This is a genomic window from Bartonella rattaustraliani AUST/NH4 (assembly GCF_000312565.1).
In the GTDB taxonomy this organism is placed as follows: Bacteria; Pseudomonadota; Alphaproteobacteria; order Rhizobiales; family Rhizobiaceae; genus Bartonella; species Bartonella rattaustraliani.
The window spans coordinates 32,874-54,098 of the sequence record NZ_CALW02000028.1 but is presented as its reverse complement, the minus strand read 5'-3'; the positions used below and the strand labels follow the sequence as shown (position 1 = coordinate 54,098).

General features: G+C 38.3%; 14 protein-coding genes and 2 pseudogenes. 9 read left to right on the top strand and 7 right to left on the bottom strand.

Annotation, left to right across the window (positions count from 1 at the left end; genetic code table 11):
* Positions 1-126: 126 nt before the first annotated feature.
* Positions 127-765 (bottom strand): lysozyme family protein, encoded by a 639-nt coding sequence (locus BN67_RS04355; protein WP_019222923.1) that lies wholly within the window; start codon positions 763-765, stop codon positions 127-129.
* Between the two features lie 736 nt (positions 766-1,501).
* Between BN67_RS04355 and BN67_RS04345 the strand changes: the two genes are divergently transcribed.
* Positions 1,502-1,789: an H-NS histone family protein gene (locus BN67_RS04345; protein ID WP_019222920.1), complete on the top strand. Its 288-nt coding sequence runs from the start codon at positions 1,502-1,504 to the stop codon at positions 1,787-1,789.
* 773 nt (positions 1,790-2,562) lie between these two features.
* Entirely contained in the window at positions 2,563-2,895 is a 333-nt protein-coding gene (locus BN67_RS14790; RefSeq protein WP_244427033.1) for a hypothetical protein, read from the top strand.
* Positions 2,896-3,175: 280 nt separating this feature from the next.
* Here BN67_RS14790 and BN67_RS13550 read toward each other — a convergent pair.
* Positions 3,176-3,549, bottom strand: a pseudogene (locus BN67_RS13550) (restriction endonuclease); the annotation flags it as partial.
* A gap of 1,611 nt (positions 3,550-5,160) precedes the next feature.
* Complete coding sequence (locus BN67_RS04315) at positions 5,161-6,423, bottom strand: ubiquinone biosynthesis hydroxylase (RefSeq protein WP_019222914.1); 1,263 nt, start codon at positions 6,421-6,423, stop codon at positions 5,161-5,163.
* Positions 6,424-6,888: 465 nt separating this feature from the next.
* On the opposite strand from BN67_RS04315, the gene BN67_RS04310 reads away from it, so the two are divergent.
* From BN67_RS04310 to BN67_RS04275, 7 genes are all read left to right on the top strand, one after another.
* Positions 6,889-9,318 (top strand): FtsK/SpoIIIE family DNA translocase, encoded by a 2,430-nt coding sequence (locus BN67_RS04310; RefSeq protein ID WP_019222913.1) that lies wholly within the window; start codon positions 6,889-6,891, stop codon positions 9,316-9,318.
* A gap of 139 nt (positions 9,319-9,457) precedes the next feature.
* On the top strand, positions 9,458-9,616 hold the full coding sequence (locus BN67_RS14115; RefSeq protein WP_019222912.1) for a hypothetical protein: 159 nt from the start codon (positions 9,458-9,460) through the stop codon (positions 9,614-9,616).
* Positions 9,617-10,267: 651 nt separating this feature from the next.
* Complete coding sequence (locus tag BN67_RS04295) at positions 10,268-10,876, top strand: outer-membrane lipoprotein carrier protein LolA (RefSeq protein WP_019222910.1); 609 nt, start codon at positions 10,268-10,270, stop codon at positions 10,874-10,876.
* Between the two features lie 30 nt (positions 10,877-10,906).
* Positions 10,907-11,716: an exodeoxyribonuclease III gene (locus BN67_RS04290; RefSeq protein ID WP_026088163.1), complete on the top strand. Its 810-nt coding sequence runs from the start codon at positions 10,907-10,909 to the stop codon at positions 11,714-11,716.
* Positions 11,717-12,343: 627 nt separating this feature from the next.
* Positions 12,344-13,828, top strand: coding sequence for an efflux transporter outer membrane subunit (locus BN67_RS04285; protein ID WP_019222908.1), 1,485 nt, complete (start codon positions 12,344-12,346; stop codon positions 13,826-13,828).
* Positions 13,825-15,042, top strand: coding sequence for an efflux RND transporter periplasmic adaptor subunit (locus tag BN67_RS04280; protein ID WP_019222907.1), 1,218 nt, complete (start codon positions 13,825-13,827; stop codon positions 15,040-15,042). The genes BN67_RS04285 and BN67_RS04280 overlap by 4 nt, the downstream gene beginning before the upstream one ends.
* A 3-nt stretch (positions 15,043-15,045) precedes the next feature.
* Positions 15,046-17,028 carry a MacB family efflux pump subunit gene (locus BN67_RS04275; RefSeq protein WP_019222906.1) on the top strand — a complete coding sequence of 661 codons (1,983 nt, stop codon included), beginning with the start codon at positions 15,046-15,048 and terminating at the stop codon, positions 17,026-17,028.
* A gap of 256 nt (positions 17,029-17,284) precedes the next feature.
* Here the strand turns inward: BN67_RS04275 and BN67_RS14785 are convergent.
* The 4 genes and pseudogenes from BN67_RS14785 to ftsE form a co-directional block, all read right to left on the bottom strand.
* Positions 17,285-17,945: pseudogene (locus tag BN67_RS14785) on the bottom strand (Arm DNA-binding domain-containing protein); the annotation flags it as partial.
* 418 nt (positions 17,946-18,363) lie between these two features.
* The gene (locus BN67_RS04260; RefSeq protein ID WP_019222903.1) at positions 18,364-19,056 is read right to left on the bottom strand and encodes a YdcF family protein; all 693 of its coding nucleotides are present in this window, start codon (positions 19,054-19,056) and stop codon (positions 18,364-18,366) included.
* The gene (locus tag BN67_RS04255; RefSeq protein WP_019222902.1) at positions 19,043-19,993 is read right to left on the bottom strand and encodes a cell division protein FtsX; all 951 of its coding nucleotides are present in this window, start codon (positions 19,991-19,993) and stop codon (positions 19,043-19,045) included. The genes BN67_RS04260 and BN67_RS04255 overlap by 14 nt, the downstream gene beginning before the upstream one ends.
* On the bottom strand, positions 19,986-20,645 hold the full coding sequence (gene ftsE, locus BN67_RS04250; protein WP_019222901.1) for a cell division ATP-binding protein FtsE: 660 nt from the start codon (positions 20,643-20,645) through the stop codon (positions 19,986-19,988). Before ftsE ends, BN67_RS04255 begins: the two co-directional genes overlap by 8 nt.
* Positions 20,646-21,225: the final 580 nt, after the last annotated feature.

The following is a 21,225-nucleotide window of genomic DNA, read 5'->3' as shown; positions in this document are numbered from 1 at the left end:
GCCCTTAATTAGAAAAGATTTTACTTCATCTTACTAATTAGAGCTTTAATATTTTTTTATCTAGTTTTCATCACTATACCCTATCAAAATCATATTTTTTATTCATAAATGCGATTACGATGACTCCTATTGCCCTTCCAATGAAGGAGCACCTTCTATTGTGAAAGCATCGTCAACATTGCTTGCTTTATGCGTGAACGCATCTGCTTGTTCTGGAAGAACAAGCGGAAGAGGGTCTGCCTGGATTATTTTCTTTGGCTCATTTACATGAAGATCCAAAGATTCTTGTGCTTCTTTAGGAGCAAGCGTTTTTACTCCAGCATGTGAAGCAACTCTTTGCACATAGATACCGGTAAAATCGTTCTTGAAGTTACCAGAACTATAAAAATCTAATATGAATTGTACAGCTTGTTCAGAGTGATCTTGCAATGTCTTTTTCTTAAAACAATGCGTGGAAACAGTTTGTACAACCTTAAAATTTTTATATATACCAAACCTATGAGGAAGAGAGAAATCAAACAATTTCAAATTCCTGACACTTGATTGCTCTAAATTTTCGTCAAAATTATGTTCATTCTGCTTTAATTGTCTAATTGTTTCGGCTTTGTCGCAAAACGTAAAGGGATGATATGATAACGTATGATCACTGCTCACATCGTATACATAAACACCACTCCATGATTCCCACACAACCACCGCTGGAAGTGGTGTGGAAATAGTAGGCGCATATGCAGAAACAAGCATCACAAAACCTGGAGAAATCATAAACCATATACCTTATGAAGAAAATGCTTATTGATATCAATGTGTGATTCTTTAAAACGCTTAAACATTGTTTTTCTATAGCTTCGTGAAACAAAGTTATTCAATTTAGAACACATTTTATGACTGTAAGTTTGACATTTTTCGAGAATGTTTTTAGCATAGAGCGATATCCGATCAATCGCGTGAGCGTATGAGAAAAAACACAACATATGATGCCAACCAATATTATGCTTACGGTGTTTATGGGAAGAAAGGCTATTTTCAAGCAATAACCATTTTTTGAAGAGTAGTGAGGCTGATTGCTTTGTATAATTCGACGGTCTCAATCTTTTGGGAGAGTATTGATATGAAGTTAAAATCTGCTGTCTGTGAAAGTGTTGTTTATAATCAAAATGGACTATACTGTTATTATGTGTAAAGGACTTGTCCTTTATCACATGCTGCCATAGTTTATAGAAAGGCGATTTGTACTCACTTTCGATTGCTGGTCCATAATAATCAGAGAAGTGCAGTAAGACTTTCACGCTCCGATACCCTATTCCAGCAATCGAACTGAAAAAGGATGCGGTTGTGATAGCTGAGACACAAATAAAAAACTTTTCGTGGTTCAAAGCACATCTCCAAAAGGATAAAATTATCGTAATTCTAATTATGACAACAAATTCGGCAAAAATCGTATATAATTGTGTTAAAAATATGGCAAAGCACAATTCTTTTTTGCAAGGGGAATAAAGAAGTGAATGATCTCAAAAACATGAATCTTGATGAGTTGCAAGAAATGCGGATTCAAATCGATGCAGAATTGAGAAAACGGCAAGAAAGAGAAAAGCAGGATGCACGGCGAAAAATTCTTGAAATTGCCAATACATATGGAATTGATATTGCTGATCTTGTGAGCAAAGAGCGCCATTATAGAAACCCTAATGACCCATGGGAATTATGGAATGGTCGTGGGCGTAGGCCTAAATGGATTAAAGAATGGTTGGAGAATGGTTATACGCTTGAAGAACTAGAAGTAACATAATATATGTGCAGTTTTTGCAAATATAAAGAATCACAAAAGATATGAATTTAAACAATGTATTATTTTAAGTCATTTGATGTATTAAAGGCTACAGTGTTAAAATATTGATTCATTCAATTCAATAAAGTCATAAAAAGCATAAAAATTCACTCAAACGCAATAAATACTACTATAGTAGCCAGTACTCTTCAGTCATGGTCTTCAAAATTCGTCTTTTTTGTATAACAAATTGATTTATAATCATAATTTATCATTGTTCAATTTGATGTATAATCCCAGATATTGTAAGATTTTTTCATTTCAAATCTTTTCATGATGAATCAGTTTTATTCACTTGGCTTGACATTATCAGCAGGATTGGCGTAGGGGTAAAAATTAGTGAGGAAAGGAAGAAAAGTGTCTTTCGTGAACCGCTTTCACGCAAGGGTTATCACAACATTGTTTCTCGAATTCTAATGAGTTCGTCTTGGTATGGTTTGTGGTGGTGGGTTTTTTCTAAAGATTTTCCTAATATCATGCCATATTATTATCGCCTAAAATGCAAAGGTACATAATATGTCATTATTAACTCTTCTTACCAGAGTTCCTATATGGGTCTGGATTTTGCTTTTTTTCTCGTTATGAGGGGAATAAGCGCACTGAAACATCGGGAAATAGACATTAAAAGTCTTTTCCTTTTGCCGATGATCTTTCTTTTTGGGGTGGAAATAGCGTGATTACCGAGCTGGGGAATTCAGAATGGGGTTTAGTATCAATGTTGGCGGGGCTGATCGTTGGTGGCTGGCGTTGGTTGGGTACTCTGGAGTACTGGTCCGCGTTTAAAAGTAAAAGAGGGGACGGATTTAATTATTCGGCCTAGGTCACCGTTAACCCTGATATTCATTATTATTGCATTTGCCACCAAATTTACATTGGTCGTTTTTCGCAAGGTTGATCCGATTCTGAAAGACGCATTGAATTTTAATCTTGTTTTTGGTCTGTTAACTGGAATCATTTGTGGCGTGTTTTGGGGAGGAATGCTAAATTTGTCTTTAACTTCTAAATTCAGTAAATGCCCAGAAGAGTCGATTATTTTGCAGGAACGCAGTCTGGTTTATGCGATTTGATTAATCGCTGATTCTATTTACGAGCTCAAAATATTGTACCTGCTTTTGTATTAAGAGAATGCGTTGAGAAGCATTGTATTCTTCATCTTAAAGAGTTTTGTGCATATATCGCGCCTTCTTATAATGTAGCAAGGGGATGATTTTAATTGAATGAGTATAAAAGAATTGAAAGAGACGAATTTTACTGTATTTGAGGGGCTAACTCTTTCTACAAAACTGATAAATGATTGTTGTAAGTAAATATATTATCAGACACATTCTTTATTTTGAAATTCTGCTTTATCAGAATATGATGAGTAAATGAATCTTTGCCCGAGGCTGCAATAAAGCTATCAATGTCTTCTTTTTTAATACAGTGAGAGGCTTTATAGCACTTACATTGAAGAGCAGCAAAGCTTTCCTCATCACGAATTTTAGCTACCAGATCAATAGCCTATATCACGCTCATCTTTTCTACGTTTTCTAGCTCACTCAAAATAACTTTGAACTGTTTCATAATTCTTGCTTTTGAATAGGGTCTTGCGTTAAATAAGTTTTCACCAGGTTTTCAAAAAGGGTTCCTAGCGCACGAGGAGTTATGGCGTTCTCACAACAGAATTGTAAGAGAGAGCGTAAAGAGATTTTTTTGTTATCGTATCTATGGGATTGGAGAATGATACAGGTAATTCCATTGCTTTAAGGGGTCGATTAATTATTGTCAGAATAATCGAAATGAGGTTTAATAAAAGGATTTACAATAAATATCGAGTACAAAATAATATAAAACCACTTAACAAGCTCATAAATTGTTTAAAAACAAATTTTATAAAAAATGATTATAGACAGTAAAAGAGTGAAATTTACTGACCGTTTTATAGAGTAATCATTTTATGGGTTCATCAAAAGATGATTTAAGATATGCTTTGAATGTCAAAGGAAATATTTTGAAGTGTTTTATCATGGGTTCAAAACAATAGGTTTTGTCTGTTTTAAAGAAATCTTTCTTAGAGCCCATAAGCCCATTTCGTGGTGGTATTTTAGTGAATTGTTTAACGATCAAGTCCGTATACTGATAAATCTATTGTACACTACCATCTTCATGCTGATAAAGGAACAAGCTGGAACATTTTCTTTACTAGCTTCCAACGTATTTACCAGCTTATGGTCTATATATGCACTCATGGTGTTGTGATATCCCTTACATGAAGGCGTTTATGAAAGACATTTTTCTTCCTTTCTTCTCTCATGTTACCCTCATGCCAATTCCGCTTATGGTGTACAAGCCAAGTAAAACAAATGAGTTCAACATACAGTGGTTTGAAATGAGAGAATCTGACAATATTCAGAGGGCGTGATTCATAAGTGAGTAACGAAAAATATTTATTATAAATTCTTTTTCATAATGAATCAATCAAACCATTTCTTTGCATATTGTGAGATAGGTGCAGGGGAACAAAATTGCTTGAGATAAGAAAAGAAATGCTTCTTATGAACCAGATTGGTGTACGAGTGAGCGATATTCGGGGCTTGAAGATACGATAATGGTGCCGGCTCTCATGGTGGCATTGCCTACAATGATTGAACTGTATGGTAATGATTTATGATGATATTGGTGAGGATAATGTCGCTGATTTTTATCTTGTATAAAGCTTAAGAGGCATAAGGTTAAGATGTTGGTGCACAATGAATTTTGTGCTTGGCATTTCATGCTTGTAGTTTTGTTTTTGCCTTTTATGAGTGTTCTTGTGCACTGGGCTTTTGGTGCAATAAGAGACATCTTTTTAAAGAATGCGTGAATGAGCGATAAAGTGCGCATAAACGGGTTATACAATGGCATTTTATACTTTGTATGAGGAGCTGTATGAATACATAAAAGACTGTGATGTTAGGTTTCGCATGATTTTCTGTATAGCATAATGTGTTTTTTAAAACAGTTCATTTCAAAATAAGCAAAAAGCTTCATTTGTGGAAAGGGAAGTTATTATTCGTAGATTGCAACAAGTGAATATGTGTAATGTTACGACAACCCTTGTATGAAGGCGGTTTATGAAAGACATTTTTCCTCCTTTCTTCTTGTGTGGGAGATGGGCAGTTTCAATGTACAAGTTGTTAGGGAATATGAGGGTATAGGGTATTGGCAACTTTATTGTATACTGTCATGATTCCTTCCAAAATCTTGCTGTTTTAAAATCAGTAAAGGGTTGATTTTGATAAAAGAAAATTTTGTTCATAGATTATAAAAATAGATTATAAAAAGTGAAACAGTATGGCTTTTATTCATTTTTCTTAAAGGGGGAGTCCGTGTAAGAGACGTGGGGCATTGGGAGTGAGACCGGACGCTTCCTGAATAAAATACTTTTTCATTTTGGGTGTTTGATTAACAATTCCAAGGCCGGTGTCGCGCAGCATTCGCAAGAGGGGATTATCGTTAGAAAAGAGTTTATTGAGCCAGTCATTGCTCAAAGCCATACGCACAGTTTCAAAACGTCTCCAGCTTTGGTAGCGTTCCAAAGCTGTGAGGGAGCCAATATCAAGCCCCAATCGCGCCGTTTCAATAATCACCTCAGCAAGAGCAGCGCTGTCGCGTAATCCTAGGTTGAGTCCTTGCCCTGCAAGGGGGTGGATTGTATGGGCAGCGTCACCAACGAGAGCAAAACGTGGTTGAATGCATTGACGTGTTAAAGAAAGCTTTAAAGGAAAAGCTTGACGTTCACCATTCCAAGAAAGTTTTCCAAGGCGGTGACCAATGCGTTTTTCAAGTTCTGATTTAAAAATAAGAGCATCAGCGTTAAGATAATATTGCGCAGTTTTATGGTGTTCATTCCATACAATGGCGGATCGATTGCCTTTGAGAGGAAGAAGAGCGAAAGGTCCAGCTGGTAGGAAATGTTGAATTGCTTGCCCATGATGGGGTTTTTCATGTTCAACGGTGCAGATAATGGCTGTTTGTTTATAAGGATGAGAAAAGTTTTTAAGTCCGGCTTTTTCGCGTAATTTTGAATGGGTTCCATCAGCTGCGATGAGCAATTTTGTTTGCAAAATTTCTTCATTGCTTAAAGTGACAGCTGTGCGTTGGTCTTCTTGGTGAAAATCAATGACATGCGTGTTTGTGGTGATCGCGATATGCAGATCTTTTGCACGCTTTTTAAAAGCGTGGATGAGTTTTTTCTGTTCCACCATAGCGGCAAAAGGCTCGTTAGGTGTCACATCTCCTTCAAAGGTTAAAAGAGTTGGTTTAACAGGATCACTTGTGCATGCATCCGTGATGATCATGGAATGAATGGGTTGGGCATGGGAATGTATATATTCCCAACAGTGTAATTGTTTTAACATACGAATGGAAGCGGCAGAAAGAGCGATGGTTCGTATATTAGAAGTAGGAGTATCTTCTTGAGGCGCAGCATCAATGATTTTCATTTTTAAATCAGGAGCTGCTTGTTTGAGCGCTATCGCAAGTGTCAAACCGACAGTTGCGCCTCCTGCAATAAGGAGATCGCATTGTTTTCTATTTTTATAGGATTTTGTATTTTTATCGGGATCAGAATGCACAATGTTTTATTCCATGTTAGGCTTTATTCCGTTGTTGGTAGTTTGCTCATTTTTAAACAGGATATCTTTCTTTCACAATATCTTATTTTTTTCTTGTCTTAAAGGGTGGGTTTTTTCTCTTGCGCTGATTGAGAAAGTTTGGTTTCTCCTTAATTGTTTTTTATGCGGATCACTTAATTGCTATTCACTTCATAATCTCGCTGAGCGTTTTAGTTTTGTGTTTTTTATTTTATATTTGATTTACGTAAAATAAAACTGAAATCAGATTCAGCCGGCATGGTCCTTTATAATCTGTCCAATGTATCTTATGATCCGCATATGCAAGGAAAAGATTTTACTGCGTTTTACATAAGAGGCATTTTTGTGTTTATGATGGTTAAAGCCGTATTAATATTTTGCGGTCATAATTTGCGATTATTATTTTATAACTCTTTCATGTGAACATTTTTTATTTGGAATTCATGGATGCACAAAAATTCGTCTCCTTATGATTCATACGAAGCCCAAAAACCTTATAGTTCGCGGCTCATTGAAATGTTTTTGCGCCAGATTGGTGTTTTTATTGGGCTTGGGCTTTTAGGATTCATTGTTTTTTGTGTGTTTGCTTTAGCGACATGGAATGTTGCGGATCCTTCATTAACATATGCAAGTACAAATAAGATTACAAATTTTATGGGGTGGCCTGGTGCAATCTTTTCAGATTTTGTCATGCAGTTTTTTGGTTTGGCAAGTCTTGGTATTTTGTTGTCACCATTATTTTGGTCTTTTCTTTTGTTGGCACAAAAGAATATTCACAATTTGAGGTTTCGTCTTTTTTTGTGGATTATATCAGCACTTTGTTTTTTAGTTTCTTTTGCTCTCATGACGCCTCTTGTTCCTTTGACCTATTGGCCACTGCCGATGGGTTTGGGAGGTTTTTTGGGAGATAAAGTTCTCAATGTTGTTTCTTTATTCTTTCCTGTCTTTCTTTCGCCTTTTAAGAATGTGCTCTTGGGTGTTGCTATTACTTTATTGGGTTTTTTTATAGCTGCTTTTGCGGGGAATGTGATATGGCGACGCCAGACAAATAAAATAAAAAACGTTCAGAAAAAAGAAACTGTAGATCGAATTTTTAATGTATCAGAAGATATAGAAGAGGCTGAAGAGGAAGAAAGACACGGTTTTTTTGCGACGGCTTTTGGGGCTCTTTTACATCTTTTTTATTGCTTACAAGCGCGTTTTTTTCGTCTTTTCTCCTTAAAAGCGCGTTCTCAAGGGCAAAGAAAATCGTTTGATCGCATTGAACCCATTTTTGGTGATGAAAAAACACAAGGTCAAAAACCTCAAGATAAAGTGTCTGCTTCTCCGAGGAAGAAACGTCTTTTAAAGTCTTTAAAGGTTTCTTCAAATGGTGATTTTCTTCTGCCACTTTTAGATTATCTTGCAGTTCCACCGCCGGCAGTAAGAGATGCAAAACTTTCTCCGGCTGCTTTAAAAGCCAATTCTCAGGAACTTGAGGGCGTTTTGTTAGATTTTGGGGTTAAGGGACAAATTATTGATGCACGTCCTGGCCCAGTGGTCACTTTATATGAATTTGAACCGGCTGCTGGTATTAAGTCTTCTCGTATTATTGGTTTGGCAGATGATATTGCACGTTCGATGCGTGCAGTTTCAGCGCGTGTTGCTGTGGTGCCAGGACGCAATGTAATTGGAATAGAATTGCCCAATGCAAAGCGTGAAATGGTTTATTTAAGGGAAATTTTGCAAGCGCAAGAATTTATGGAGAGCAAAGCAAAGTTAGGACTTGCTTTAGGCAAGACAATAGGGGGTGAGGCGGTTATTACGGATTTAGCAAAAATGCCACATCTTTTGGTGGCAGGGACCACAGGGTCAGGAAAATCTGTTGCTATTAATACGATGATTTTATCGCTTCTTTATCGGATGACACCTGAACAATGCCGTCTTATTATGGTGGATCCAAAAATGCTTGAACTTTCCGTTTATGATGGCATTCCCCATTTGTTAACACCCGTTGTGACAGATCCTAAAAAAGCGGTGATTGCGCTGAAATGGGCTGTTCGAGAAATGGAAGATCGCTACAGTAAAATGTCAAAACTGAGTGTTCGCAATATTGATGGGTTTAATGCACGGGTTAAAGAGGCAGAAAGTCAGGGAGAAAAAATGGTGCGTACCATTCAGGTTGGATTTGACCATGAGACTGGTGAGCCCCTTTATGAGACGGAAACGCTTGATTTTAGTCCTATGCCCTATATCGTTGTCATTATTGATGAAATGGCTGATTTGATGATGGTGGCTGGTAAAGATATTGAAGGAGCAGTTCAACGCTTAGCACAAATGGCACGTGCTGCAGGTATTCATGTGATTATGGCAACCCAGCGCCCTTCGGTTGATGTGATTACCGGAACGATTAAAGCCAATTTTCCTACACGAATTTCTTTTTCTGTGAGTTCAAAAATTGACAGCCGAACCATTCTTGGGGAACAGGGGGCTGAGCAATTGTTAGGACAAGGAGATATGCTCTTCATGATGGGAGGAGGGCGTGTTCAGCGCGTTCATGGACCTTTTGTGGCGGATGATGAAGTGGAACAAGTTGTGGGGCATCTCAAAGCGCAGGCTTTGCCTGATTATTTGGAAACGATTACGCAGGAAACGGCAGAAGATGCTGAGGGTGTTTCTTCAATTTCTCAAGACGCAGATGATCCTTATAGTCAAGCTGTTGCTGTTGTTCTTCGTGACCGTAAGGCTTCAACCTCTTATATTCAACGCCGTTTGGGTATTGGCTACAACCGCGCTGCTTCCTTGATTGAGCGGATGGAAGAAGAAGGTATTATTAGTGCTGCAAACCATGCGGGTAAAAGAGAAATTTTGGTGCCTGCGGAAGAAGAAGCTTTTTGAAATAAAAACCTTTTGATCATTGTTCCAGACAATTGCTTTTCAAGAAATAGAGAGATTTATGATTTTTTCTTTACATAGGGTAAAGGGATGTTTCTTGGGGTGTGTGAAATATTTTTTATGACGAAAAGAACTTTTAGGTTTGTTGGAAACATTGCTTTGGGGCTCTTTTATTCTTCGTGTGGTGATAAGTTGTGTTGCTTTATTGATTGAGCATATGGAGGAAGAAGGTATTATTAGTGCTGCAAACCATGCGGGTAAAAGAGAAATTTTGGTGCCTGCGGAAGAAGAAGCTTTTTGAAATAAAAACCTTTTGATCATTGTTCCAGACAATTGCTTTTCAAGAAATAGAGAGATTTATGATTTTTTCTTTACATAGGGTAAAGGGATGTTTCTTGGGGTGTGTGAAATATTTTTTATGACGAAAAGAGCTTTTAGGTTTGTGGGAAACATTGCTTTGGGGCTCTTTTATTCTTCGTGTGGTGATAAATTTTGTTGCTTTAATTATTTGAATGAATAGAGAGAAAGGGGCTATGTTTAGAAAATTATGTGGAGGGAAGTTTTTGTGCGGGTGGAAATTCAAGCATGGAGGGATTTTTTGAGAGGCCATTGCGTAAGCCACTGTAGAAAATGGCGTGGGTGTTTCTGTCACATTTTCTTCAACGGGTGATTTTTATAGCCACTTCGTTGTTTTTTCATCGTCAATTTTCTTTCATCTTCCATGTTGTTGAGGGGGGGTAAAGTTTCTTGTTTGAATGGTGAGAGAGAAAGAAGCTGCGTTGAGAGAATACTGTGGGTAAACGGAAAAGTTTTTGTGCTTTGAGAGAATAATTTTTTTGAAAATAAAAGTCTTTTGATAGTTGTTTTCGATCATATCTTTTAAAGAAGGATTTTTATTCGTTGTTTATTCCTTAAATGATAGGATATATGAGTATTACTTGGGAGAATTTTTATGAAAATGTCTTTTTTACCACAAAGAATCATCTTTGGATTTTTAGGGATGATGACTTTTTGGTGCTTCACTTTTCCTGCTTTTTCACAATCATCTCATAAAGTGGTACGGGCACAGAATATTGCTGATCACTTTGCGGCAATTAAAACAATGACAGGTGATTTTATTCAGTTTAGTCCACAAGGAAAAATGTCTCAGGGGACATTTTATTTAGAACGTCCAGGGAAAATTCGTTTTATTTATAAAAAAATACCTTTACAAATTATTACAGATGGTCAATTCATTGGTATTAATAATCGTGCTCTCAATACTTGGAATTTCTCGCAGCTTTTTAGAACGCCGATGAAGTTTTTGTTGGACAATAAAATTGATGTGTCATCAGGGCGTTTATTCGCATTTCGTGAAGACCCAGGAGCGGTGACCATTGTTTTAAGGGATAGAAGCATTGGAGCGGGGCAAATAAGAATGGTTTTTGATTCTAAAAGTTATGCGCTACGGCAGTGGACAATTGTGGACCAACAGAATTTAGAAACGACTGTTCAAATCATGAATGTGCGGACAGGGGTGAGATTTACTGATGGTATGTTTAAACTTCCTTCTCATAAATGATGTGATGTTATGCCATCAGAATTGAAACAGATGTCTTTGCGTGTTGCCACTTGGAATATTAACTCTATTCGTTTGCGTCTTGCGCAAGTTTTGCAGTATTTAGATCTATTTTCTACGGATGTTTTGTGTTTACAGGAAACGAAATGTCCAGATACGTTGTTTCCCATTGAGGCTTTTGAGGCGGTTGGTTACAAGCATATCGCATTGAGTGGGCAAAAATCCTACAATGGTGTGGCAATTGTTTCACGTTTGCCTTTTAAAAATGTTGAAAAGCGTTTCTTTTGTCAAAAGCAGGATTGTCGTTATCTTTCGGTTATTGTTGAAGCTGGTGGGAGGGATGTTCGCATTCATAATTTTTATGTTCCCGCTGGAGGTGATGTGCCTGATGCTGAGGTGAATGAGAAATTTCGTCATAAACTTGATTTTTTAGAAGAAATGTTTTCCATTCGTGCTGATCAGGAAAATGGACTTTCTTCTCTTTTGGTGGGTGATTTAAATATCGCTCCTTTAGAAGATGATGTTTGGTCTCATAAGCAATTGTTAAAGGTTGTCAGTCACACACCCATTGAAACAGAGCGTTTACAAGCTTTATGTTCCCAAGGTGGATGGATTGATCTTATGCGTATGTATATTCCTGTTCCTACCAAGCTCTACACATGGTGGAGTTATCGTGCACGTGATTGGGCGCTTGCTGATCGTGGCCGGCGATTGGATCATATTTGGTCTTCTCCTGATTTAGCGTCTTTTGTGTCTGATCTTGCAATTTTTCGTCATGCACGGGGGTGGGAACAGCCCTCAGATCATGTTCCAGTACAAACTGTATTTAACTTTTCGCGCTGAGTTGGCCATAGGAAGAGAGTTAATGAAATCTTCATGGTCTCACTTTTAAAAAAGTGCTGAGGGCATAAAAGCAAAGAAAAATCTTGGATGCATTTCTTGAAAAAGCTTGTTTTATTGTATTTTTGCATTTTTTGATTTGCTGATTGGTTATCATTTTCAGAAGAAATTTTTAAAATCCTCTCTATTTTGGGGAAACAAACTGCTCTGATGAATGGAGGAGTGATTGTGCTGACTTTTGTATATTTTATACAAATTGTATTTAATTTTACATTGCGTTTGTAAAAACAATAGAAGATATGAAGTATTCATGAACAAGTTCTTTAAAAGAAATGGAAAAATGGAGGTAGGGTAAAATTTTTAAAATGCGTTTCTTATAATATTTTGACTTTATAGTATTTTTACGTTTTTTCTTTGTTTTTGATGTGTGATTTTTCCCCCTTTCTAGAAGTTTTTTTTAAAGTTGCGTTCGTTTAATATAAGAAAATGTTCAGATAATCAGGTGCTTCATTGTGCTTATTTTTGTGCAATTTGTATAAGCTGTATTTGATTTTTTACGCTAAGTTTGAAATAAGAATGATAGTAAACAAAGTATTAACGAACTGATTCTTAAACGAAGCGGAAGAATGGATGCGGAGCAAAAATCTAAAATGGGGCGCTTTAAGAGATGTATTTTCTATTGCTTTTTTATCCCTTTTGATACTTTCGGGATGTATGGTTGGTCCTAACTACAAGAAAACATTTTTTAAAGTTCCCTCAGTTTGGGGCGAACAAACGGATCAGACAGATGGGAAGCCGATGACTCTTGCAGGGTGGTGGCGGCGTTTAGATGATCCTGTTTTAAATCTGTTAATGGATGATGCAATTGCAGGGAATAATAATGTTGCCATTGCTAAAGCGCGCATTCGTGAAGCGCGTGCAAGTTTAGGGCAAGCTGTAGGGTCTCTTTTGCCTAATATATCAACGTCTATTTCTGGAACACGCAGCGCTGAACAATCTGATACATCTTTTTTGGGGCAGTATCGTGGTAGTTTTGATGCCAGTTGGGAGCTTGACCTTTTTGGCGGGCATAAACGGGGGGTTGAAGCAGCGCGTTATGGTTTTGAAGCTGCGGTGGAAGATATGCGTGCGACAATGGTAACTCTGTTGGGAGATGTCGCACTAAACTATGTTCAAATGCGTGGTTTGCAACAAAAATTATTGATCGTGCGGAAAATCGCTTCATCACAGCGTCAAACATATCAATTAATGTGTGCTAGACTAAAAGCTGGTGATGTTGCTGAGCTTGATGTTTCAAATGCGCGTGCACAGGTAGAAAGCACAGAAGCAGATATATCACAAATAGAAGCGAATTTGGCTGTGAGTATTCATCGCCTTTCTGTTTTGACTGGTCGTGTGCCGATGGCTTTGAAGGAACTTTTGCAAAAAAATGTGCAGCAAGCGAAAATTCCACAGCCAAAATGGCCGATTCCAGCAGGAATTCCAGCTGATATTTTGTTAACACGTCCAGATTTACGACGGGCAGAGCGCCAATATGCGCAAGCTACGGCGCGGATTGGTCAACGTCAAGCGGATCTTTTTCCATCTTTGAGTTTAACAGGGAGTATTTCAACCGTGGCAACGGCCATTGGGCAATTATGGAAAGATTCAACGGTTGCATGGTCTTTTGGTCCAGGTCTTCGCTTTCCCATTTTTAACGGGGGGCAGGTTGTCGCTTCTGTTGCGGTAGCGCGTGCGCAGCGCGATCAAGCTTTCCTTTCTTATAGGGCGTCTGTCTTGGGTGCTTTAGAAGATGTAGAAAATGCTCTTGTGAAATTAACTAAGGAAAGACAGCGCTTAAAAAAACTCGTTGTTGCCAATACGGCTTCTTTGCATTCTTTAAAACTTTCACGACGCCTTTTTAAAAATGGGAATACGAGTTTTCTTGAATTATTAAACGCTAATCGTTCTTATTATTCTTCACAAATGGCTCTTCAAGACTGTCAGGTTTCTTTGGTTACTCAATATATTGGGCTGATGAAAGCCTTGGGAGGTGGTTGGGATGGTATCGTTGAGGTTTCCCATTCAGAGGTGGTTGATCATGTTGCCTCTTCACGTATGAAGGTAGAGAAATGAAAAAAAAATTCCTTAAAAATTTCATTCTAAAACGCAAAAAACTTTCCTTCTTTCTAGCGGCTCTTTTGCTCATTATTTTTCTTTTATTTTTGCGTTCTCTTTTTTGGGGAACATCCTCGTCAGTTTATATGACAGCAGTGGTAAAGCGTGGGGATATTGAAGAAAGTGTTTTGGCGTCTGGCATTGTACGTCCCTATCGATTGGTTGCTGTCGGTGCGCGTGCAACCGGGCGTATTGTGTCCATGCGTGTTTCGCCTGGTAGTGTTGTGAAAGAGGGAGATCTTTTGGCAGAAATTGATCCGGTAGATCAAAAAAATGACCTGAAGAGAAAAAAAGCTGCATTATCGCATTATTATGCCAGTTTAGGAGAACAAGAAGCTTATCTTTCTTTGGCACAGAAAAATTTAGAGCGTCAAAAACAAATGATTGAAGCACGCGCAGTTTCACGCGCGAATTTTGATGAGGCGGCGACACAAGTAAAAATACGTGAAGCGCAAATTGCGCAACTTAAAGAACAGATTATACAAGCACAAATTGATGTGGAGAGTGCAGAGGTCAATTTGGGGTATACACGTGTGACGGCTCCTTCGGGGGGAACTGTTTTAGCAACAGTTGTTGAAGAAGGGCAGAACGTTAATGCCGTTCAATCGGCACCAACAATTGTTATTTTAGGGGATTTGTCAAAAATGACCATTAAAGCACAAATCTCAGAAGCTGACGTTCTTAAAGTTCATGCTGGACAACCTCTTTATTTTACAGTTTTAGGAAATTCACAGCGCCGATATGAGGGAACTTTAGAAAGAGTAGAGCCAGCGCCTGAATCCATTAGCGCTGATGTGAGTATTAACCCTGGCATGGGAGGAGGGGCTGGTTTATCCGCTATCTATTATAATGGGATTGTGCATGTTGATAACAAAGACAACTTTTTGCGCACCTATATGACAGCTCAGGTGCATATTATCTTAGGACGTGCTCAGAATGTCTTGTTGGTTCCAAGTGATGCTTTGCGCGATCTGACAAATGAAAATAAAGCATGGGTCTCTGTTTTGGAAGAGAAAAACAAAGTGGTTTCTAGAGAGGTGACAATTGGACTGAATAATAAAGTCATGGCTGAAGTTGTTTCAGGACTGAAGGAGGGTGAGGTGGTTATTACAGGTTTGCAAAGTGGAATGAAGTCTGAATCTTCTGATGTCCATAATGAAGATGAGATGTAGTCCATGAAAACAAAGCAAGAAGAGGCGGTTATCGTTTTAGAAAATATTGTGCGTAAATTTTCTGCCGGAGAGAAATTTGTTACGGTTTTGAAAAACATTAACCTTACGATTAAGCGTGGTGAAATGGTTGCAATTGTGGGCGCTTCTGGTTCAGGAAAATCCACATTGATGAATATTTTAGGCTGCCTCGATCGACCAAGTTCAGGGCACTATTTGATTTCAGGGAAGGAAACAGCGCATCTTTCTGGTGATGAATTGTCAGCTTTGCGGCGCAATCATTTTGGGTTTATTTTTCAGCGCTATCATTTATTGGGGGAATTGACAGCGCTTGGGAATGTTGAAATGCCCGCTATTTATGCAGGTTGTGCACCGGAGGTGAGAAAAAAGCGTGCAAAAGAGCTTTTAACTCGATTAGGTATGGGGAGCCGTATCAATCACCGTCCAAACCAGCTTTCAGGTGGTCAACAACAGCGTGTCTCTATTGCGCGGGCACTGATGAATAATGCGGAGGTTATTCTTGCCGATGAACCAACTGGTGCATTAGATACAAAAAGTGGGCAAGAGGTGTTGCGTATTTTGGACGAACTGCATCAAGAAGGGCGCACAATTATCATGGTGACACATGATATGCATGTGGCTAAAAGAGCAGAGCGCATTATCGAAATTAGTGATGGAGAAATTATCTCGGATACTCTTTCAAAGGTTGCAAAAAAAGAAACGGATGATCAACCTTTTCATGAAAAACAAAATCTGCAAGTTCAGAAACGGCTTGGTACGTTTCGTTCTTTTGTGGAGCGTTTTCGTGAGGCGTTTGTTATGGCTTTGTTGGCAATGAATGCACATCGGTTGCGGACGTTTTTAACAATGCTTGGGGTGATTATCGGTATTGGGGCCATTATTGCAATGGTGGCTTTGGGGAATGGAACGCGGGAAAAAATATTGGAAAATTTTAAGAGCTTGGGTTCTAATACATTGACAATTTTTCCAGGGAAAGGCTTTTCTGATCCACAAGCAGATAAAATCACTAGTTTGGTTGAAGCTGATGCAGAAGCTCTTTCTAGGCTCCCTTATATTTCTGGTGTAACACCTCAGCTTTCTGTGAGTGCGAAGGTGCGTTTTGGTGCAGTGGAAGCCAATGCTATGATTTCTGGGGTAGGAGAACAGTTTTTTCAAACTCAGGGAATGGAGATTGTTGAAGGACAGTTGTTTGATAAAAAAAGTGTCCATGACCGGTCGGTTGATCTTGTGATCGAAAAGAAAGCAGTTTCTGTGCTTTTTCCCCATAGCCGTGAAAGCCCACTTGGAAAAATTGTCCACGTGGGGAAAGTTCCAGCGCGTATTGTGGGCGTTATTGCTTCACAAAATAAAGGAAGTGCGTCAAGTACGTTGCAGATTTATTTGCCTTATACAACAGTGCAAACGCGTTTTTTGGGAACAACAGAGGTTCGTGCAATTATGGTTAAGATTGCCGATCATATTGATTCACATTTGGCAGAAACAATGGTTAAGCGTTTTCTTATTATGCGGCATGGTGAAAAAGATTTTTTCATTACAAATTCAGAATTCTTTCGTAAGCGTATTATGGAAAGTACGCATATCTTAACGCTTCTTGTGTCTTCAATCGCAGCAATTTCACTGATTGTGGGTGGAATTGGGGTGATGAATATTATGCTGGTCACTGTTTCTGAGCGGATCAATGAAATTGGCGTGCGTATGGCAGTGGGGGCACGACAGGGCGATATTTTGTTACAATTTTTAATTGAAGCAATTTTGGTTTGTGTCATTGGTGGTGGTTTGGGAATTCTATTTGGGCTTTCTATTGGAGGCTTGTTTTTACTGTTTAAGGCGCCCATACACTTGATATACACGATTGATTCCGTTATTCTCTCTCTTACTTTTTCAACCATCATTGGAATATGTTTTGGCTTTTCTCCAGCCAGGCAGGCTTCACGGCTTGATCCCGTTGTGGCTCTTGCACGTGATTAAGTTTTGACAATTGGCAGGGAATATGAATTGTAAGGAACATGGTGTTCTTGTGCGTTTTCGTACGGCAAGCTTTTGTCAAAGGGGAGGAGCAAAAATGATAGTTTTGAAAAGTTTCTACTTTAACCCAACAGCTTTAGGATATGACAGGGGCTGAGGATATTTTTACTGCATTATTGTGCGTGATAAGAAGTCTGTAAGCGGTTTTTGATTAAGTAGGGGGGCAAAGTGTTTTATAAAAAGCCAGCACATCTTTTCAATCTATTGCAGGTCTATTAATCACTTTATGGCGTTGTTTTCCTAAGAGAGCATGTGCTTTGGCTGTTGTTTGTAAATCAACAACCAATTCTAATGCAGCAGCACATTTAAAACAAAACGTAAGATGAACAGGTGTGTTCTCTGTTGTTGCAGCTTTTGTTGGTCATATGGGGGCTAGTGTATTGTGTATATCTGTTTGTATGATTTCTAAAATGGAAAGACAGCTTCATTTGGGGAGTACATAAAGTTGTAAAGATGAAAACCAATATCCAGATTTATCATCATTCTTTAATTCAGCTTTACGGCTTTTAAAAGTTTCTAAGGCAATGTCTTTTAAGTAATGAAAATACCGCATTGTCTTACGCTTTTGTTTCTCACGTTCTTTAATGAGGGCACGTCTTCACGCAAAACACAATGCCACCCACGTTGCATGTTCACGGGCTTGTTTTAAAGAGATTTCTATGGCGCCTCTCTTAGAGCTCCTAAGCCCATTTTACGGTGTCGTCTGTGAATTGTATAACTATAAATCCATTGAGCGCCACCATCTTCACGCTTATGAAGGGTTAAGCCGGCACTATCATTTTTTTTACCAGTTCGTGGTATATTCACTTGTTTCATAGTATTGCGACAGCTCTTGCATTAAGACGATTCATAAGAGGCATTTTTCCTCTTTTCCTTTGTAATTTTATCCACATGTCAATCCCGCTTATGGTGTAAAACCAAGTGAATAAAATTGATTCAATATAAAGTGATTTGAGATGAGAGAATCTTATGGGTATTCGGGGTTATGATTCAAGGTGAGAAACGATAAAAAATCATTATGAATCAATATGTTGCCTATGAAGTACAAGCTAAGTAAAAAAATTGACTCAACAACAAGGAGGTTTAAAATGAGGGAAGCTTACGGGTATTCGGGGTTGTTATTCAAGGTGAAGAATGACAAATCATTTTTATAAATCAATATGTTGTAGTTATTTTCACAGTTTTAAAAGGGATTGTTCATAGAGCGCTATCAGTTTGATTTTTATCCCTATAATGCAAAGAATTTATGCAAACCGTTAAAGTAAACATAGGCAAAGATCAAAATGCAGTTCTTATATAGACTTGAAGTGTTTTGATATATTGGAAGAGAAGAATGCGAATTTGATTAACCTGTTGTATGCTGTTCTCAGCTTTACTCTGTTTTACAGGATAGGCAATAAAATTGATATCAGGCATTAAATATTTAAGTTCACGCAAAGAGCGCCACATATGATAATCGTGGGTGACGATATAAACTGTGGTATAGTGATGTTTTTTGATCCAGTCTGCACTTTCCTTTGCATTTCCTTGTGTATTAATCGCTTTATGCCCAAGATCAACGCAACATGTGAAAAGTCGTGATGTAATATGCGTGTTATGCATGAGATTTTTGAGATTGGTTGTTGCATTGACTCCACTGATTAAGAGTCGTGAACCAAGCCCCTTTTGTAAAAGCTGCAGTCCTGTCTCTATGCGGTTTTCTCCACCTGTGAGAACAATAATTGCTTCTGCTTTTGGTAAAGGGTTTGGTGGTTGAAGTCGCTCTGTTTTTTCAGAAAAAACAACAAAACCAACACAAAAGAGAAGAACAATCATTAAAAGAGTCAGCGCTGTTGGTGGAAAATAGCGAAACAATTGGTGGAGATGCAACCTTGTATAGAGGGTATGTTTTTCCAGTGAATGCTCTAAGTTGTTTTCTGTCAAGGGTTTGGAATGGTACGAATTGTGGGTCATAAAATTAAAATAAGCCATTTTCACATTGATCGATTTTTTTAAGTTGTGCAAGAATGGTCATACGGTTTGTGAGTGTGGTAAGAAGAGAAACAAACAGAATAAGGCTTATGATTTTTCCATAGGGAAGAGAGTTCATGGAGAAATGTCCGAACATTGCCATAATTTGGCTGGCTTCAACTCGGCCTAGGTTATAGTTTGTCCAAAAGGTAAAAGCAGAAAACAGAAGTACACTTGCAATGCCACCGTATAATGCGCCACACAGTGCCGTTTTAAAAAAATGCCAGTCAAACTGTCGTGCAATGAAAAGGGTTTCAGTACCGAGAAAATATAAGACATTGATAATATGTGCATTCTCTGCCAATGCATTGCGTGTGGCAAAGATCACTGTGAGTATGAGTGAACCTAGAACCAATGCTAAAATTGAAAAACCAATGAAAACAGTTGTATGTGCCATTGTTCTAAAACGGTCTATCCAAATATGGTGATCATCAAATTGTCCCCCCGGAATCTGTGTTTTGACTGCCTGGTCGATGGCTTGAAGGTCTATTTCTTCATTCTCTTTCAGCGTTATAACAATAAGGCGCGGAAGAGGAAATTCCTTTAAACTTAACCCCTTCCCAAGCCATGGTTCGAGCAATTTTTCAGTTGCTTTTTGGTCAACGATTTTTGCATCTTGTACACCATGAAATGTTTTGACCAATTGAACTGCCTCATGAAGAGATTTTTCAACATCAACATTTTCAATGGGGTGTATTTGAATGGTTGCTTCGCGACTTATCTGATTGCTCCAATTGTTTGCAGCACGTTGTACGAAGTCAACACCAATCAATGTGAGGCTTGAGAGAAATGTCATAATCGCAATGACAGCAACCAATGCTTTTCCAGAAATGTTCCCACTGGGAATAATAGAAGTTGTCTTTTTATCTCTTGTAAAAATTGGGAAAGATTTATTCATGAATTGTCATCCGTGCGTTATGGAGAAGCATACGCCGTGCTGCAACCTGTTCCATTAATGCGATATCATGGGTGGCAATGATGACAGCGGTTCCAAAACGGTTTAATTCAATAAACAAACGAAGAAGGCGTTTTGCCAAAGGGGGGTCAACATTGCCTGTTGGTTCATCAGCAAGCAGGATTTCAGGTTGATCAATGAGCGCACGGGCAATTGCGACCCTTTGTTTCTCTCCTCCTGAAAGAACTGGTGGGAGAACGTGAATATGATTGCCAAGACCTACCCAACTAAGAAGATCTTCCACTTCACTGCGATATGTTGCTTCTTCTTGCCCTTTGATGCGTAAAGGGAGGGAAACATTTTCATAAATGGTCATATGGTCGAGGAGACGAAAGTCTTGAAAAACGACACCGATACGTCGTCTTAAGGCGGGAAGCTCTTGCCGTTTAAGCAATGCTGTATCTACGCCAAAGAGATCAATATGACCGCGCGTTGGTTTGAGCGCTAAAAACATAAGGCGCATCAACGACGTTTTCCCCGCTCCAGAGGCGCCTGTTAGAAATTGAAATGACCCAGGAGGAATATGGAAGCTAATGTCACGAAGGACTTCAGGGCCCATTCCATAGCGCAAACCAACATTTTCAAAATGAATCACTTTTCGTTACCACTTCTGCTTTTATCTTGCATCATTGTAAAGACTTGCATCTTCATCACTTCAAATTTACGTTTTGTTTATAGCTTACGTTTTTGCTCGTTGTTCCCCACTTGTTGTTGAAGAATATTGTCTGGCAAAATATGATCAATAGTTGTTTTTCCTTATTTTACCTTTGTTGATAACTTTAGCAGGAATTCTAAGGTGATTCTAGCAGAAACATGAGAGCTGTCCTTACTGTTTTTTGTTTAATGGTTGTCTTTATTGTTTTGTGTGAGGGAAAAGAACTTTTGCTCTTATTCTTCTTTTAAGCTCTTGTTTTCTTTATAGTTCACAATTCTTAATATTTTTTCTTTAACGGTTTGTTGTTTAGACGAGGGTATCTGTTTGCATAAGTGGTTGGTTCAGTTTGGAAATGTCCGTAGAGTTTGAAAGGCTCTTGATTGTTGTATAACAACGTGATACCATCATTTAAAGTTTTCATAATTTTGAAATTCGAGTGAGGATTCTGAAGAGGAAAAGTCACTCATTTTTTTTATCATAAATTCATAGAGATTATTCGCTTGCACTTTGTAAGAGTGGT